The sequence below is a fragment of the Corynebacterium sp. HMSC05E07 genome (assembly GCF_001807225.1).
Taxonomy (GTDB): domain Bacteria; phylum Actinomycetota; class Actinomycetes; order Mycobacteriales; family Mycobacteriaceae; genus Corynebacterium; species Corynebacterium singulare.
Window position 1 is genome coordinate 93,862 of sequence record NZ_KV788207.1, and the last position, 17,760, is coordinate 111,621.

General features: G+C 58.9%; 12 protein-coding genes. 8 read left to right on the plus strand and 4 right to left on the minus strand.

Annotation, left to right across the window (positions count from 1 at the left end):
- Positions 1-22 precede the first annotated feature (22 nt).
- Positions 23-1,351, minus strand: a complete 1,329-nt coding sequence (gene gabT, locus HMPREF3149_RS02230; RefSeq protein WP_070536250.1) for a 4-aminobutyrate--2-oxoglutarate transaminase — start codon at positions 1,349-1,351, stop codon at positions 23-25.
- A 116-nt stretch (positions 1,352-1,467) separates the two neighbouring features.
- Between gabT (HMPREF3149_RS02230) and HMPREF3149_RS02235 the strand changes: the two genes are divergently transcribed.
- Positions 1,468-2,919, plus strand: a complete 1,452-nt coding sequence (locus HMPREF3149_RS02235; RefSeq protein WP_070536252.1) for a PucR family transcriptional regulator — start codon at positions 1,468-1,470, stop codon at positions 2,917-2,919.
- Here HMPREF3149_RS02235 and HMPREF3149_RS02240 read toward each other — a convergent pair.
- Entirely contained in the window at positions 2,897-4,429 is a 1,533-nt protein-coding gene (locus tag HMPREF3149_RS02240) for a PucR family transcriptional regulator (protein ID WP_246819924.1), read from the minus strand. The genes HMPREF3149_RS02235 and HMPREF3149_RS02240 overlap by 23 nt on opposite strands.
- A gap of 138 nt (positions 4,430-4,567) precedes the next feature.
- Here HMPREF3149_RS02240 and gabT (HMPREF3149_RS02245) point away from each other — a divergent pair, with 138 nt between their 5' ends.
- From gabT (HMPREF3149_RS02245) to HMPREF3149_RS02260, 4 genes are all read left to right on the plus strand, one after another.
- Positions 4,568-5,893 (plus strand): 4-aminobutyrate--2-oxoglutarate transaminase, encoded by a 1,326-nt coding sequence (gene gabT, locus HMPREF3149_RS02245; protein ID WP_070536254.1) that lies wholly within the window; start codon positions 4,568-4,570, stop codon positions 5,891-5,893.
- A 54-nt stretch (positions 5,894-5,947) separates the two neighbouring features.
- Positions 5,948-7,396 (plus strand): flavin-containing monooxygenase, encoded by a 1,449-nt coding sequence (locus HMPREF3149_RS02250; protein ID WP_070536256.1) that lies wholly within the window; start codon positions 5,948-5,950, stop codon positions 7,394-7,396.
- 9 nt (positions 7,397-7,405) lie between these two features.
- Positions 7,406-8,386 carry an alpha/beta hydrolase gene (locus HMPREF3149_RS02255; protein ID WP_070536258.1) on the plus strand — a complete coding sequence of 327 codons (981 nt, stop codon included), beginning with the start codon at positions 7,406-7,408 and terminating at the stop codon, positions 8,384-8,386.
- Positions 8,387-8,486: 100 nt separating this feature from the next.
- The gene (locus HMPREF3149_RS02260; RefSeq protein WP_070536260.1) at positions 8,487-9,797 is read left to right on the plus strand and encodes a YkvI family membrane protein; all 1,311 of its coding nucleotides are present in this window, start codon (positions 8,487-8,489) and stop codon (positions 9,795-9,797) included.
- Positions 9,798-9,864: 67 nt separating this feature from the next.
- On the opposite strand, the gene HMPREF3149_RS02265 is transcribed toward HMPREF3149_RS02260, so the two are convergent.
- Positions 9,865-10,869 (minus strand): helix-turn-helix domain-containing protein, encoded by a 1,005-nt coding sequence (locus HMPREF3149_RS02265; protein ID WP_246819921.1) that lies wholly within the window; start codon positions 10,867-10,869, stop codon positions 9,865-9,867.
- Positions 10,870-10,944: 75 nt separating this feature from the next.
- Between HMPREF3149_RS02265 and HMPREF3149_RS13835 the strand changes: the two genes are divergently transcribed.
- From HMPREF3149_RS13835 to HMPREF3149_RS02275, 3 genes are all read left to right on the plus strand, one after another.
- Positions 10,945-11,325 carry a hypothetical protein gene (locus tag HMPREF3149_RS13835; protein WP_246819922.1) on the plus strand — a complete coding sequence of 127 codons (381 nt, stop codon included), beginning with the start codon at positions 10,945-10,947 and terminating at the stop codon, positions 11,323-11,325.
- Between the two features lie 196 nt (positions 11,326-11,521).
- Entirely contained in the window at positions 11,522-13,579 is a 2,058-nt protein-coding gene (locus HMPREF3149_RS02270) for a hydantoinase/oxoprolinase family protein (RefSeq protein WP_070536264.1), read from the plus strand.
- 38 nt (positions 13,580-13,617) lie between these two features.
- Positions 13,618-15,627, plus strand: a complete 2,010-nt coding sequence (locus HMPREF3149_RS02275; RefSeq protein WP_070536266.1) for a hydantoinase B/oxoprolinase family protein — start codon at positions 13,618-13,620, stop codon at positions 15,625-15,627.
- Between the two features lie 87 nt (positions 15,628-15,714).
- Here the strand turns inward: HMPREF3149_RS02275 and HMPREF3149_RS02280 are convergent, their stop codons facing one another.
- The gene (locus tag HMPREF3149_RS02280) at positions 15,715-17,634 is read right to left on the minus strand and encodes a helix-turn-helix domain-containing protein (RefSeq protein ID WP_070536273.1); all 1,920 of its coding nucleotides are present in this window, start codon (positions 17,632-17,634) and stop codon (positions 15,715-15,717) included.
- Positions 17,635-17,760 lie beyond the last annotated feature (126 nt).

The following is a 17,760-nucleotide window of genomic DNA, read 5'->3' on the forward strand; positions in this document are numbered from 1 at the left end:
CCATCAGGGCTTCACATGCCGCTTACTTGTATTCGTTAAACTGCTTCACCACAACCTGCAACGCCTCGCGCCACAGGTCCTCCGGAATGGCGAGTGACGGCAGGAAGCGGATGACGTTGTGGTCAAGGCCGCAGGTAAGAATAAGTACGCCTTCAGACTTGGCGGCGTCGGCAATCTTGTGGACCAGTTCGGAGTCTGGCTCACCATCGGCGGTGACGAACTCGAGGGCCAGCATCGCGCCGCGGCCGCGGAACTCAGCAACGCGGTCGTCGCTTAGGATTGGCTCCAGCTCCTCACGGGCAACCTTCTCCAGGTTCTGTGCGCGGGCGCCGAAGTCCTTCTCTTCGAATTCCTTGAAGGTGGCCAACGCTGCAGCACACGCAACCGGGTTACCGGTGTAGGTGCCGCCCAGGCCGCCTGGCTGTGGGGCGTCCATAATTTCAGCGCGGCCGGTAACAGCAGAGAGCGGCATACCGGAGGCAATACCCTTCGCAATGGTGACCATGTCTGGGACGATGCCCTCGTGGTCGGAAGCGAACCAGGTACCTGTGCGCATCATGCCGGCCTGAATCTCATCGACGATGAAGACGACATCGTTATCGTTGCACCACTTCTGGATGGCAGCCAGGTAGCCCTCGGCAGGAACAACGAAGCCGCCCTCACCCTGAATCGGCTCGGTGACCACGCAGGCAAGGTTAGCAGCGCCAACCTCCTGCTCAATCATGGTGATGGTCTTCTTCGCCGCTTCAGCACCCGTCAGACCATCACGCAGCGGGTAAGACATCGGGGCACGGTAGATTTCCGGGGCAAAGGGACCGAAGCCGTTCTTGTACGGCGACTGCTTTGCGGTCATGCCCATGGTGAGGTTAGTGCGGCCATGGAAAGCGCGGTCCATGACCACGACGCCACGCTTGCCGGTGTAGTTGCGGGCAATCTTGACGGCGTTTTCTACGGCCTCAGCGCCGGAGTTAAACAGTGCGGTCTTCTTCGGGTGATCGCCCGGGGTGACCTCGTTGAGCTTTTCCGCCACGGCAACGTAAGACTCGTACGGCGACACGGTGAAAGAGGTGTGGGTAAAGTGCGCCACGGCTTCCTGCACCGCAGCCACGACTGCCGGGTTGGAGGCACCAGCGGAGGTCACGGCAATGCCGGAGGCAAGGTCGATGAAACGGTTGCCGTCGGCATCGGCAAGAATGCCGCCGTCAGCGTCGACGACGTAGCCCGGAAGGGACGGAGCCATGCCTGCGGGAAGCGCGTTCTTGCGGCGCTCGTCCAGCGCGGAGCTCTTCGGGCCGGGGACCTGCTGGCCCAGGTGACGGGACTGTTCGATGTGGTATTCAAGTTCCTGCATGATGTTCCTTTGTTCGGCGGGTAACTAGGATGCACATAGTGTGTCTCATGCCACCCCGGCCGCTCTATGGACATCACGTACAAATTTTGAGCTCTTGACTGTGTAGTCTGTCCACTATGCGCGAGATCTCCTTCCGCTGGCTCAGCAACCAGCGCTCCCTCAACCTGCGAACCGTAGTGGATGGGCCCGAGCATTTCGACACCATCCACGCCTCTGAGTTGGCTGACCCCACCGAGTTCACCTCACCCGGCGAGCTCCTACTCACTTTGGGCTTGGCCTTCGAGAAAAACCCGGAGGGATTCGAGCGCTACGCTGCGAGGCTAGCCTCGGCGGGCGTACGCGGCATTGGCTTCGGCACGGGGCTGGCGTTCACACAGGTGCCCGCCGAGCTTATCGCCGCCTGCCGCCACCACAATGTCACCCTGCTCGAGGTTCCGCGCGCCACACGATTCATCGCCATCATGTCCGCTGTATCGCAGGAACAGGCTCGCCTCAACAACAACGCACAATTCGCACTGCACCGCCAACAGGAACGCCTCAACAAAGCGGCCACTAACGGCATCGGCGCGCTCATCAGCCAAGCTAGTAAGGAACTCGGCGCTGCTGTGGCCGTGGCCAGCGCCTCCGGAACAGTCATCAGTCACCGAGACCGTGGGCAACTCAGCGCCGCGTCTTCCGCAGTGGCCGCAGCGGAGCAGACGGCGCGCGGCGCAGGGACGTCGACAAGCACTGGTGCCACCATCAGCAGTGTTTTTGGCACGACGGGGCGCCGTTTTGCCCTTGCCGTCACCCGCGTGGAGAAGTTCGATTCCTACTCACGTGCATTGATTCGCCACCTTGCAGGTCTGGCCAGCTTGCTCCTAGACCATCCAGATATGACTGCGCACACCATTCTTGGTGCTTTAACTCTCGATGCCCACCTCGCAGGCGTGTCCACCCCCGCCCTACAAGCGGCTTTCCACATGGTGGATAACCACGGGGTCGTGGATCTGCTGTACGTCACCGCCCCCTCCCCTTCGCGCTTGGCACGTGCGTTGGGAGAACTCACCAAAGCAGAGCCAGAAAGTTTTGTTCGTCCGGAACATGATGCGGCACTTATCGTGCTTCCGCCCGGCGCTGCTCAAAGTAATTTATGGGAAAAACATGCACGCTACCTGCGCATAGCAGTCATACACCACACTGCGTGGCAGACAGTGACCCCCTCCCTTGTCGCATCCCTCAGCGCACATGCGCGCAGCTTGCCACTGGGCACCATGTCTCCCTTCGACTCTGCGGCCCCCTCTTGGCTCGCCGAGCCTGGGGTGCCTGAGGCGCTATCCACTCGCCGCGCAGCGACCGTAGACAAGCTTGCTGCTCACGATTCCCGTCACAGCACCGAGCTTGCCGCGACGCTTCGCGCTTTCCTCGTGGGCAACGCGAACCTAGCCGCTGCCTCCGCGGAACTGGGCGTCCACCGTCATACGGTTCGCGCGCGGCTCGACAAGGTAGAGGAGCTGTGCCAGGTTGACCTCACTAACCCGGTGACACGGGCAGAGCTTTTGCTACTCAGTATTGATTCGTCACGCTGATGCCTAGAATGAGCAGTTCGGCTGCCACAAGTGGATCCTTGAGGTCCACTTCGAGGAGGTCCTCCAAATCGGCGATGCGCTTGCGCACCGTGTGGCGGTGGGCATGGAGTTCTTCAGCTGTACGGCTAACGTGCCCACCAGCACGAAGGTAGACCTCGAGAGTATCGGCAAGATCGGTCGAGTGTTCGGCGTCATAAGCACGTACCTTGCCCCATGTCTCTCTGGCTCGAGTATCAACTGCACCTTTAACTCGCGGATCCTTAGCCCAGCTCAGAGTGCGGGATTCTGGACCCGCCAACATTCCCGGCTGAAGTCCGAACGCAATGGACTCCAGCTCGCGCACGATCCCCACTCCCAACTCGGACCACGGCATGGGCTGACCCACCACGATGCGTTTGTTACCACGAATATCGCGCAGCAAGTCCTGCAGATTCTTCATACTGCGGTTGCCGCGAAACAAAAACAAACTAGATGACTCATCCACCGTGAGCTCGAAAAGCAAACGGCCATGGTCCTGGAGCCGGGCATCAAGCGCCTGCGTAAAGCGCTGATGAGCACGCTCACCTTCCGATTTCACCAGAACAGGGCGGACGCGCCCTTGAGCATCACCGACCATGTGAAAGATGCGCCGCATGGGATCCTCTGGCTGATCCATGCCGAGTTGGATCGCCATGGCCATCGAATTGAGCTGATTTTGCGTTTGGCGCAGCTCCTGCGGGCGCTTCACGTTCAGCTCTGCCAAACCTGCGGCTTGTTTCAGCAAGGCACGTTCGTTCACCCCAAAGCTTTCACGGGATGCCGCTAACAGGCCGAAAGAGCGCGAACCATGGTCCGCTAAGCGCTGCGCCAGCACATTCCACTGCCCCACATGGCGGGCGGCATGAAAGTTTTGAGAACGGGCGTCAGCAATAACAGGATTCCAGTCCACCGGTGGCAGCGTCGGCGCTGAGGCCTGGGCGAATACCCGACCATCTTTGTCTACGAGGCAGACATGAGCCCCTAACAGTTCCGTGGTCTTCTCCACCAACTCGTCGAGACCTGCCACGGCGGCGTCGTTCAGCGCGCCCTGCTGAGCAATGAAGCGCTCGAGACCTTCCTCGCGCTGACGCTGCAGCTCTGCATGCACACAAGCCAAGACAGACACAAAAGGAACTCGCAAGGCCACGGTGAATAGCGATACATCACACTCACGAGCAGCGTCGACCATAGCGGGCGGAACTTCATCAAAAGCGATGCCAACGCCAAATCCCACCCCCGAAACCCCACCTGATGCCACCCCTCGGACGTACTCCGCCAGCTGATCTGGGTGCCCCTCAAAGGCAATACCAGTGAGCAAAATGACCGCGCCTGATCCCACAAATTCACGTGGATCTCGCAGTTCACAGGGGTGCAAGACGGAGAAATCGCGCCCTGAATCATGGAGAATCTCAATCCCCAGATCGGGTTGGCCAGCCAGCCAGCGCAGAGAAACCTGCCCTTCTTCAAGCCCGAACGCTACCCCCGTATCCACCGTGGACAAATCTTCACCTTTCTTTCGCCGGTTTGTCTATGGCCTCAACCTCATCCTAACCGCAACAATGACGTACATCATAAAAAGTGAAGCATCGACCCGATGCACACCGCCGAGCATCACAAGGAGACAACAAACATGCAGGATCTCACCCACCGCCTCCCTCAGGAGCGGAACGTCACCACTGCAATTCCTGGCCCGCGCAGCCAAGAGCTCAACGCCGCCCGCGAATCCGAAATCGCTGCCGGCGTCATCCCGGGCTACCCGTCCTACATCACAGACGGTGACGGCGGCGTGCTTCTCGATGTCGACGGCAACACCCTCATCGACTTCGCCTCCGGCATTGCGGTCACCAGCGTGGGTGCGTCCAACCAGCGCGTAGCCAAGGCCGTGGCCGAGGCTGCCAGCCACCTCACCCACACGTGCTTCCTCAATGCACCGTACGAAGGCTTCATCAAGGTGGCACAGAAGCTCAACGAGCTGACCCCGGGTACCCACGACAAGAAGACCGTACTCTTCTCTACCGGTGCGGAGGCTGTCGAGAATGCCGTAAAGATTGCCCGTAACTACACCGGCAAGAACCGCGTCGTCGTTTTTGACGGCGCCTTCCACGGCCGCACCAACCTCACCATGACCATGACCGCCAAGAACAAGCCGTACAAGTCGGGCTTCGGCACGTTGGCGGCTGACATCTACCGCGCACCGATGTCCTACCCGCTGCGCGATGGCCTCGATGGCAAGCAGGCCGCCGAGCGTACCCTGCGCTACATCGAACAGTACGTCGGCACCGAAGAGCTCGCCGCCGTCATCATCGAGCCCGTCCAGGGCGAAGGCGGTTTCGTCGAGCCGGCCAAGGGTTTCCTCCCGGCACTGCAAGAGTGGTGCACCGACAACGGAGTCGTCTTCGTCGCCGACGAAATTCAGGCTGGCATCTGCCGCACCGGCTCCTGGTTCGCCAGCGAGGACGAGGGCATCATCCCAGACCTCATCACCACTGCCAAGGGCGTCGGCGGCGGCATGCCGCTGTCTGCTGTGACCGGCCGTGCGGAAATCATGGACTCCCCCGGTCCTGGTTCCCTCGGTGGCACTTATGCCGGTAACCCGGTGGCCTGTGCCGCATCCCTCGCCGCTTTCGAGGAGATGGAAGAGCTTGATCTCAACTCCCGCGCTCGCGAGATTGAGGCGATCATCCGCGAGGAGCTGGAGCCGCTGCTCGAACTCACCACCGTGGCCGAGGTTCGTGGCCGCGGCGCCATGATCGCCCTCGAGCTCGTCGATGACAACAACCAGCCCAACGCCGATCTCACCGCCAAGGTAGCGAAGACCTGCCGCGAGCAGGGCGTCATCGTCCTTACGTGTGGTCTGGACGGCAACGTCATCCGCCTGCTCCCGCCGCTGGTCATCAACGAGTCCACCCTCCGCGACGGCCTTGGCGTGCTTGCCGACGCCATCCGCGCCAACTAATCCTCCCCAACTACTCACTGCTACCCATCACTACTCACTAAGGAGTCACACACCATGAAGATTTACGATTGCATCATCCTCGGCACCGGCTACGGCGGACTGGGCATGGGTGCCCAGTTGGTCAAGGACAACGAGAAGGACTTCCTCATCCTCGAGGCAGCCGACGAGGTCGGCGGCGTCTGGCGTGACAACACCTACCCAGGCGCTGCCTGCGATACCCAGGCGCTCATCTACTGCTACTCCTACTTCCTCAACCTCGGTGTCTCCCGCATGTTTGCCGGCCAGGTCGAGATGCAGGGCTACCTGAAGGCCCTCGCAGAAGAGTTCGGCCTCTACGACCACATCAAGTTCAACCACCGCATCACCCGTGCCGAATGGAAGGAAGACCTCAAGGCTTGGGAGATCGAGGCTGCAGGTGAAACCTACTACGGCCGCGTCTTCGTTGGCGCCTGGGGTCAGCTCTCCAAGCCGAAGATCCCGAGCTTCCCGAACCGCGAGGCCTACCAGGGCGTGCAGTTCCACTCCGCTGAGTGGAACCACGATGTGGATTTGAACGGCAAGAAGGTCGCGGTGGTGGGCAATGCGGCGTCGGCAGTCCAGCTGGTGCCGGAGGTAGCCAAGGAGGCCGCGAAGCTCTCCGTCTTCCAGCGTTCCGCTAACTACATCCTCCCGCGCAACCAGGTCATCTTCACCGAGGAGGAGACCAAGGAGTTCAAGGAGAACCCCGATTCCTACCGCGCTATCCGCCAGGAGATCCACGAGGTTCGCGAGGAAGGCTTCGACCGCACCCGCAAGGGCACCGACTCCGCTGCCGAAGGCGTGGAGCAGGCCATGGAGCACCTGCGCTCCCAGGTCAATGACCCAGAACTCGTGGAGAAACTCACCCCCACCTTCGCCTTCGGCTGCAAGCGCATCCTGCGCTCCGATGATTTCTACCCCACCTTCAACCGCGACAACGTGGAGCTCATCACCGCGGGCATCGAAAAGTTCACCGAGACCGGCATCCGTACCGATGATGGCGAGGAGCACGAGTTCGACGTCGTCATCTACGCCACCGGCTTCCACTCCCAGGAGTTCCAGGGTGACCTGCCCATCGCTGGCCGCGACGGCATCGACCTGCGCGAGCGCTGGGGCAACTCCCCGGAGGCCTACCTGGGCATGTCCGTGGATGGCTTCCCCAACTTCTTCATGCTCTACGGGCCCAACACCAACCTCAACCACCACTCGGTGGTGGCCATGCTCGAGGCACAGGACCGCTACATCTCCCAGGCTGTCGCCTACCTGCGCGATAACCCGGAGGCTGCACTCGATGTGAAGAAGGACGTCATCGACGAGTTCAACACCCGCATCCAGAAGGAGCTCGAGGCTTCCGCCTTCTCCGCTGACTGCTCCTCTTGGTACAAGAACGAAGAAGGTCGCGTCATCAACAACTGGTCCGGCAACGTCGCCGAGTACTACGAGCTCACCGACGAGCTCAAGCTCGACGATTACCAGCTGGTCTAGGAGGCAGACATGCATACGCTGGACGATGACTACTCCGGGCGCCCCGTCGCCGAGGATGCGTGGAAGGCGCTAAAGCCGTTCCGCGACAACGGCGCAAAGTCCTTCGACAACTTCCCCATCCCGCAGGTGCGTGAGAACTACGTGGCTTCCGCGAAGGCTAATCCTCTCCATGAGGACACCGAGCCGGCCACCACCGACTTCCAGGTCGATGAGTTCCAGGTTCGCCTTTACGATCCCCGTCCGGAATCAGAGCGCGGCCAGGAGACCCCCGCGGTGCTTTACATGCACGGCGGTGGGTGGCTCATGGGCAACCTGGAGACCCACAACTCTTCGGTGCGCCGCCTAGCAGTGCTCACCGGCCTTCCCGTGGTGGCGGTGGATTACCGCCTCGCCCCGGAACACACCTACCCGGCGGCCATCGATGATTGCCGCGCTGCGTACCGATGGCTCTCCGATCCGGAAGCCGAACACGGCCTCACCGTCACCTCCATTGCGGTGGCCGGTGACTCCGCCGGTGGACAGCTTGCTGCCACGCTGGCCAATGAGTTCACGGGGAGTGAAGACACCGCCAAGCTCAGCGCCCAGGTCCTCCTCTACCCCATCACGGACTGCTCCCGCGAGCGCACCGAGAACGGCGCCTCCTATAAGCGTCTGGAAGAGGGCTTCCCGCTGACTGCGAACACGATGCGCTGGTTCATCGATACCTTCGTCACGGAGGAATCGCAGCGCACGGCCACGGATTTGTCGCCACTGCTTCTCGACGAACTCCCCGAAGGTCTTCCCCCAGCACTCGTCATCACTGTGGATAACGATCCGCTCGCGGACGAGGGCATCGAGTACGCCGGCAAGCTGGCCAAAGCTGGTGTCGACGTCACACACAAGCACCTCGTGGGCTACCACCACGGCTTGTTTACCTCCGCAGCCATCATTGACCGCGGCGAAAAAGAACTCGCACAGGTTGCCCAATTCATCACGGCGGCGACGAGCTAACTAATCCTGTCGCTACGTCGCGGGGCAGGCTCCCTCACGTCAGGCAGCCTGCCCCGTTCGCATAACCACACGTTTCTATCCCCTAACAGTTAGGTTCATCATGCTCAAGCGTTCATTTGGTATCGCGATGGCATTCATCGGCGTGCTCGCAGGCGCATCCTTCGCCTCCGGCCGTGAGGCCCTTCAATACTTCGTTGCCTTCGGCAACATGGGTATTGTCGGCGCCGTCGTCACCGCCCTTGCCATGACCATCTCCGGTATCACCATTCTTCAGCTGGGTTCTTATCACCGCGCCAAGGAGCACACCTCCGTCTTCGACGCGGTCTCAACGCCCATCGTGTCCAAAATCCTCGATATCGCCACGCTCACCTGTTTGTTCTGCATCGGCTTCGCCATGTTTGCTGGTGCCGGCACCAACCTCAACCAACAGTGGGGCTGGCCGGTCTGGATCGGCGCGATCCTCATGCTCGTGCTCACTCTCCTCACCGGCTTGCTGGACGTGGACAAGGTGACCATCGCCATTGGCCTCATCACCCCGTTCATCATCGTCCTGCTGACCATCGGAACCGTCTACACCGTGTTCACGGCAAACCCCGACTGGTCGCACCTCAACGAGCAGGCACAACAGATCCCCACGACGCTGCCGAACTGGTGGGTTTCTGCCTTCAATAACCTCGGCCTCAACGTCATCGTGGTGGTCTCCATGATGATCGTCATCGGCGGTAACTTCCTGGATGCTAAGGAAGTGGGATACGGCGGCATTCTCGGCGGCCTATCCTTCCTGTTCCTGCTCGCCGTCCTGGTCGGTGGCCTCTACGTGTCCGTGGGCCCCATCACTGAGGCTGAAATGCCCACGTTGGCCATGATTGAGCAGATTCATCCGTGGCTTGGTGTCGCCATGTCCATCGCTATTTACGGCATGATTTATAACACCGCCATCGGCATGTTCTACGCCTTTGCCAAGCGCCTGACCCGCGGCAAGCCGCAGCACTTCTACAAGGCCTACGTCATCTCCGTGCTCATCGGATTCGTGCTCTCCTTCATCGGCTTCTCCAACCTCATCGGCTGGGTCTACCCGATTCTGGGCTACATGGGTATTGCCATCATGTTCATCATCGGCTTCGCTTGGCTCAAGAACCGTAAGGAACTGCAGACTGAGGCAGAACTTCGCCGCCGTGCGCGCGAACTGCTCCAGCACCGCTTCGAGAACAATAACCACCTCTCTGACGAAGAAATGCGCGAGCTCACCGCCATTGCGCGTAACTCCTCCATCCCGGAGTCTGACTTCATCCGCGAAATTATGACCGAGGTCGATTCCGAAGCCGTTCCAGAAGATATGCAGATTGGTGACGGTAAGCTCCATGCCCTCGTTACCGGCAAGCCTATCCCGCGTACCAGAAAGAAAATTTAGCCCTTCCAATCACTAACTGCGTAGCTCTGCTTGAAGCGCTGCGCGAGTTACGCCTCCGCATCCGGTCTTACCACTGCGTGCGGGGGCGAAGTGCATTCCACACTGCCCAAAGGGCAAGATCGGCTTCAGCGAATCGGACACGCTCTTCCAATGCTTCGAGCCGGTGCCGAACAGTGTTCGCGTGAACTCCCGTGACTTTAGCTGCCTTGGCCACGGAGAAACCTTGGGCTTCATACGCACGAAGGATCTCTTCCCCGTTCTTAACTTCATGGATGGCTCGGTCTAGTTCTCCGACAGCTTTATCCAAATCACGCTTCCCCAAATACGCCGCCGCCTTTTCAACTGCGCTACAGTGCGCAAATTCCAAGCTCTGCATGTGTAGGGAGTGCTTTCTTTCCACTACCACTGCGGCAACCAGCGCCTGCCGCCATGCACTTGCTCCTTCTTCCACAGACTCAAAGGGATCAGAAAGACCTACAGAGCCAAAGAGTAGCTCTGCTATCTTATGCTCGGTTCCTGACTGAGTCGTCAGAACGCACGTCCGCCCGGCGACATAACCGAGTACCATCGGCACGCCTGCATCGTAGGCTAGGGCAAAGACCTTGTCTCGCACATCGCTGCGGTAAGCGTCCTTGACGGAGTCGGAGATGATTAGCCGCATTTTTGCGCGCTCCGAAAACCCTCTCCGGCACAAAGCAGTAGCGGCTTCCTCCTTGTTCGAATTGTCACCGCACAGAGCTTCCAACAGGGCAGTCGATTCAGCCACATGATTGCTCTGAATGTTTCTCTGCGCCACCAAAGAGACAGTGAGTAGCTCCTCCAATGCCGCAAAGCTAGGGTCATCGAAATCTACGTCTTGACTGGTCTGCCGACCACGAATGAGCCAATAGCCATGGTCAAAGGAAGGACTTTCGCCCGCTATATCCATCCATCGCGCAAAAACTTTCCACCGACCCACATGCAGGGTAGTGGTACTGCGGCGAGTGACAACAGATAGCGAACGAGCAATGGTACGTGCAGGCAGCTCACCAGCGCCGGCGACCACTTGACCGTCGATAGACAAAAGCAGCATGGAGTCACCACTGAAGCTAGCGAAGCGGGAAAGAATCTCGGATTCTGGGGTCGGGTTAACCAGTCCAGGACTCAATTGTCCGATAGCGCTGAGTTTGCGCCAAACCACGAGGTTGGGTTGGCGGCGCAGGAGTTCATCGACCGCACGCCTGACATCTTGGCGTGTGAGACCACCTGTGCCGTACAGGAGGGCAACGCTGCCATCCACAGAATCGAGAATCTCCTGCTCGGTGAAATCAGATTCGAAAAAGACAACCCCTACAGCATCGGAAAGTCGCCGCTGAATGGCACGTGGGGTTCCCTGCACCTGTGGCAGGACCAACCAGCCGGCCGCATCCCCGTCTCCTTCGGAGCACAACCCCACAAAATCTTCACCTTCCGACGCCTTAGTAATGCGGCGAAGGCGCGGTTCCATGACAACAAGATCGGCGATACTCAACACTGGCGCAGACTGTGACTCCATTCAAACCTCCACTAAATAGTGTCATAGCTAACTTTTTTTGGATCAATTTTAGAGCCTCCCGCCTCGATATTTGGAGCTTCCTCCAACTTTCTTTCATCAGATTCATCAAATCTCCATTGCTAGCTAGCAGCGAGCCAATGAAGATTTCATCCAACCGAATTCACCCACCTTTGAAAGAGAGGTCCACACCATGACGGAGGATAAACCTTATCGCGTATCCGTTGACGTCGGAGGAACGTTCACTGACGTCGCGATTGTCAACACCGACACCCACGAGCTGTCGGTAGCCAAGGTCCCCTCCACCCCTGATGACCCGATGAAGGCGGTGATGAACGGCCTCAAGCAGGCCGACGTCCAGCTCAACCAGGTCGATGTTTTCTCGCACGGCACCACGGTGGCCACCAACGCGCTTATCCAGCGCCGCTTCCCGCCAGCAGCGCTCATCACCACGAAGGGCTTCAGGGATGTTCTGGAGATTCGTGACGGAACCAAGGATGAGCTTTGGGATGCCTACTCGGACGTTTCGGAGCCCTACATCCGCCGCCGCGACCGCTACGAGGTAGAAGAGCGCGTCGACTTCGATGGCGCCGAGGTCACCCCGCTCGATGAAACAGAAGCACGCCGCATTGCCGGAATCTTGCGCCGCAAGAAGATTGAGACTGTCGCGGTCTGCTTCATCAACTCCCACGCCAACGCCTCCCACGAGGAGCGCATGGCGGAAATCCTGCGCGAAGAGCTTCCCGACGCCGCTATCTCCACCTCTTCCGAAATCCTCCCGGAGATTTTCGAGCACGACCGCTTCTCCACGACCGTCGCCAATGCGGTCCTAGCTCCGCTCGTCTCCGGTTACGTCAACCGCCTGTCCCGTCAGTTGGAGGAAGGCGGCTACGACGGTGACCTGCTACTCCTCCACTCCGGTGGCGGTTCCATGACCCCAGAGATGGTTTCTCGCTACCCAGTCCGCTTAGCTGCCTCGGGCATCGCTGCTGGCGCCATCGCGGTGCAGGATATTGCTACGCGCTGCGGCTACTCCAACGCGATTGGCCTGGAGATGGGCGGTACTTCCACCGATATCGCCTTGGTCTACGAAGGCGATATCCGTATTACCAAGCAGTGGCAGGTCGAGTACGGCTTCCCCATCTGCTTCCCGTCCATCGAGGTAGGCACCATCGGTGCCGGTGGCGGTTCGGAGGCCTGGATCGATGAGGCAGGCTCCCTGCGCAACGGCCCACAATCGGCCGGTGCTGATCCGGGACCCGTCTGCTACGAGCGCGGTGGCACCGAAGCTACGAATACCGATGCCAACGTCACCCTCGGCCGCCTTGGGACAGAGCTCATCGGCGGCGCGCTGAAGCTGAACCCGGATGCCGCGCGCGAAGCCGTCAACAAGACGGTCGCGGAACCCCTCGGCCTCGAAACCGAGACCGCCGCGGAAAACATCGTGCAGGTGGCCAACGCCAACATGGCCGACGCCGTTCGCCTTCTGTCCATCCGCCGCGGCTACGACCCGCGTGATTTCGTCCTCGTCGTCGGCGGCGGCGCTGGCGCACTGCACGGTGCCGAGGTGGCCCGCGACCTCTCCATCCCCACTGTCGTGGTCCCGCCGCACCCAGGCGTTACCTCCGCTCAAGGCTGCCTGCTCGTGGATATCCGCCACGACATCACCAAGATGTACCAAGCACCCGTGGACGAGGTAGACACCTCGGAACTGCGTAAGGAATTCCAGGACCTCATCTCCGAGGCCCGCGAGCGCCTCCGCAAAGAGCACGTGCCTGAGGAGCGCATGAAGTTCAAGCTGACTGCATCCATGCGCTACCGCGGCCAGTGGCGCTCCCTCACCGTGGAGATCCCGGAATCCGATAATCCCTTGGACGATGCCGTCGCCATGTTCCACGACGAGCACGAGCGCGAGTACTCCTTCGCTGACCGAGAGGGCGCAGTCGAGTTCTACCAGATCGGCCTGATCGCCATCGGTGAGCTGGAGAACCCACCCTTCAAACACTACGAGGTCGAAGAGCACGAGGCAGAGCTCCCGGAAACCACCCGCCCGGTGTACTTCTCCGACCACGGTGGCTGGGCTGATGTCCCGATTTACCACCGCCCCGATCTGAAGGCCGGTGCAAAGCTCAACGGCCCTGCCATTATCGATCAGTTCGATGCCACCACCGTCATTCCGCCAGGAGACCGCGCAGAAATTGATGAGTGGTCCAACATCCGCATTCACATCGGCAAGGCCACTAACGCCTAAGCCTCTCGCCTTAAGACTCTCCTTTGAAAGGAATTGACATGACTACAGCTCAATCACAACCGCAGTCGCAGTCCTCATCCAACCGTCGTTCGCTCGACCCTGTGACCTTCGAGGTTCTCAAGAACGCGTTCGCCACCTCGGTGAACCTAATGTCCGAGCAAATTCTGCGCACCTGTTACTCCTTCGTCATCTACTCCCGCGACTTCTCCTCCGCGCTCTGCGACGCCGAGGGCAACACCGTCATGCAGGGTGACCAGGACATCGCCGTCCACGTAGGTACGCTGCACTTCCAATGCCAAGCCGTGCTCAAGGAATTCGGGGATGACATCCACGAAGGCGACGTCTTCGCCATCAATGATCCCTACCAAGGCGGCACGCACATGAATGACGTGTCCTTCCTACGCCCTATCTTCTATGACGGCACCCTTCTGGCCTTCGCGCAGAACAAGGGCCACTGGGCCGATGCCGGTGGTTCCGTCCCCGGGTCCTTCGATGTGTCCGCCACCGACTTCTACACTGAGGGTCTACGTATCACTCCGGTACGCGTTTGGTCCAAGGGCGTGTTCCTCAAGGACGTCGCGAAGCTCCTAGCGGGCAACACTCGTAGCCCCGAAATCGTCATAGGCGATCTTAAGGCCCAGGCCGAGGCCACCGCGGTGTGCGAGCGCGAAATCCTCCGTCTCGTGGACAAATACTCGGTGAACATCGTGCGCACCGCGCTGCGTGAAGTCCAGGACTACGTGGAAGACATTGTCAGCGCCCGCGTTGCCGATTTGGAGGACGGCGAGTGGTCCACCACCGACTACCTCGACCTCGACCCAGCAAAAGAAGAAGGTCTCGTGCCCATCAAGGTGACAATGCGCATCAAAGGCGGGCGCCTGTCCTACTCGCTGGATGGTTCCGCACCTGCCGTCGCTAGCTTCCTCAACGCGGGCTACGGTTCCGCGTTCTCAGGAATCGTAGCCGGGACCAAGACCTTCTTCCCTGACGTGCCTTTGAATTCCGGCCTTTACCGCGCCATGGACATCGACCTAGGTCCAGAGGGCACCGTGGTCAACGCGGGAATGCCGCACGCGGTAACAGGCTTCTGTTCCGGACCCTTCGAGAAGATCATGAATGCCGTCTTTGAGCTTTGGTCTCAGCTCATGCAAGAGCGCGCCATGGCCTGTGCCTTCAACCTGGAATACCTCCTGATCGGCGGCTGGGATACCCGTGATGCGCGGAAACCACAGGACAAAGGTGAGTTCTTCATGTGGTACGACTGGATGGCGGGCGGCTGGGGCGGCCGCGTCGATCGCGATGGATCCTCTGCCACCGCACCGGTCTTCGGCCCAGGTCTGGCGGTCCAGCCAGTGGAAGGCCAGGAACGCCTCTCCCCGGTGCTCACAAGCCACCACGCGCTGGTCACCGACTCGGCGGGCCCCGGCAAGTTCCGCGGCGGTGTCGGCGTATCTAAGGGTGGTGTGCTCACAGACGCCGTCCAGACCGTCATGAGTTACTGCTGCGACCGCTCGCGTTCAATCACCTGGGGAATCGACGGCGGACTTCCGTCCATCCCGCAGGGAGTGTGGCTCAACCGTGGCACCCCGGATGAGAAATTCCTCGGTGCGCTTTTCTCCAATGTTCCGGTGGGACCGGGCGATACCTTTGAGCGCCCCTCTGCCGGTGGCGGTGGCTTCGGCGATGCCCTAGAGCGCGACCCAAAGGCCGTACTAGAAGACGTCATCGACGGCTATGTCTCCGTAAACCGTGCAGCAAAGGACTACGGCGTAGTAATTCGCCCCATTGACCCGGAAATTGATGAGTACGAACTCGATGAGGAAGCCACGGCGAAGCAACGCGAGGAACTTCGTTCCACCCGCCTAGACAAGCTCGCCGAGTCACCCGAGTCCGTAGCGGAGCGCTACAACGCCGGCGAGCTGGATCAGCTCGACCTAGTCCGCCACTACGGCGTCATCCTCGATTGGTCCACCGGTGAGCTCCTGCCCACCACCACCCAGCAGTACCGCGAGCAGATGACCAAGCGCTCCTCCTCCCACTGGAAGTAGTAAGCGTCCTGACTAGCCCCCCGCCTTTAGCCAACAGTGGTTAACGGCGAGGGGAATTTCATTTTGAAGTGTCTGGAGAATTCTAGGCTAATGGCTTCCTGTCCAGGTGACATCGTTAAAGACGGTCGGCATACCAGACTCGATGCGCAGTGCTACGAGTGCTAACTGTACGTCTAGCAACCGCACCCCCTCGTTCCAGCCTTCACCTAATATTTCATCAATTCTCTTCATCCTGTTGCGAACGGTATTGACGTGAACATCAAGTTCTTCGGCTACGATGGATGCTGAAAAGTGGTGCGAGAAAAGGGCTTGCATAGTAGGAACAAGCACCTTTGAATTTTCCTTATCATAGCGAAGCAAACTACCTATTGACTCGTCAACCAATGCTTTTCGCTGAGCATTAGTCATTCGAGCCAATAGGCGCACAGACTGCGGAAGTGCAGTGTCGGTATACCATCCTGTTTCACTAGATAGATCCAGGGAAGCGATGTCATCAAGGAACTGTATACAAGAGCGGAATACTTCCGCCACTCTATGAAAACCAGTAAATTTTTCTGATAGATACCCGTGAACTTTCAAGCGTCGCAAATCAACAAGCTTTGAAAAGGTTTCAAAAAAGGATAAAAGAATGCTCGCCTCTCCTAAAACGCCAACCTGATCAGTAGACACACCAATCAGGAGCTTCCCCTTAGAGACCTCAGAACACCGTCGTGCAATCAGTCGAAGACCTGCTTCATCGCCAGAAAAGAGAAGTAAGCGATTTAAGCCATCCTCTGCGATTTCCGCTTCGGTAAGCAAGCCTTGTTGGCGTGCCGTTAGCTGCGTTCTTCCAGAACTCATCAATGAAAAGAAGAGATTTGAGGACTCTACTACTCGCTGCGAATCAGGCTCCAATCCACTGACGTCTTTAATGCTCAAGGCGCGCGCTACCAAGTCAATAATCCGGGCTTCAGGGCTAGGCATGATCAAGTCGGCGACAACCACTCCCCAGGGCTTCCCACCGCGAATTACGGGAGAGACATAAACCTCGCGCTCACCCATCGATAAGGACTCTCCTCGTCCCGGCGAAGAAGTTCTCCGGACATAATTCTCGATAGGGGCGTAACCATCTGCCGGAAGCCAGCCTCCAGCACTATCGAGCATGAGGTCTTCCAAGCTTGAAATATGGATCTGGACCCCCATGTTTTCTGCAAGAAAAGCGGCTACGCGAGACTCAGATAGCAAATCACCGACCATTGAAATGACCGTTTCCACAGTTTCTAGCATTTTTGCAGAGTTCGCCAGCTCTATACGGCATTCTTCCGCAACCGTCTTGAGACTATCTACTTCGTTTTGGTGGCGATTCGACTCTTCTCCACGGACCCCCACCGCTAACACCTGTACTGCTAGCTGCTCAAGAATATAGATGTCCCCCGTGTGATAAATACGCTCGTGCCTATCCGCAACGAAAAGAACTTGAAACCCTGACTCAGCTTCGACGGGAATCCCCAATAAAGACCGTATCCCTTCTCGCTTTATTGCAGTATCCAACACGGGATCATGTTCAAAGTCATCGTCTTTCAAGTAGTTTGCCACCTGCAATGGCGCAGCTACCTGATAAATCTCGAAAAAGAACCCCTTCTCGTTGGGTTCAACTTCTTGCAATTCCGTGGTCCAGATTCCGCTGGAAAGAATAATGCTTGCACTGCCGGAAGTTTCATCAAGTTCCATGATGAACGCCGCATCTGCCCCCAACATCTGACGGGCCAAAGAAAGTATTCTGCCGAAAGCCACATCTACGTTCTCGTCACCATTGATGTCCAAGGACAGTTCAGCAATTTCCGAAACCAGTGAACGGAGTTTCCGCGATGACTCGGCACGGTTACTAATCTCCAGCAGGACCTCTTTAAGTTCCGGAAACCTAGATGAAGCAACAGCATCTTGAAGCTCCTCCCGAAAGCTAACAGGTGTCAACTGCAACGCCTTACGGCACAGCTGGACCACGCCTTCAATCCCCAAGTCCGACATCGATTGTCCTTTCCCACAATAACTAGGCCGATAGTGTGCAATTAACCACTTTACGGGTGTGAGTTAGACTGCAATACTCTTCCTCAAGTGATTCGAGTCACCCCACGTATTCGCGCTACCTCACAT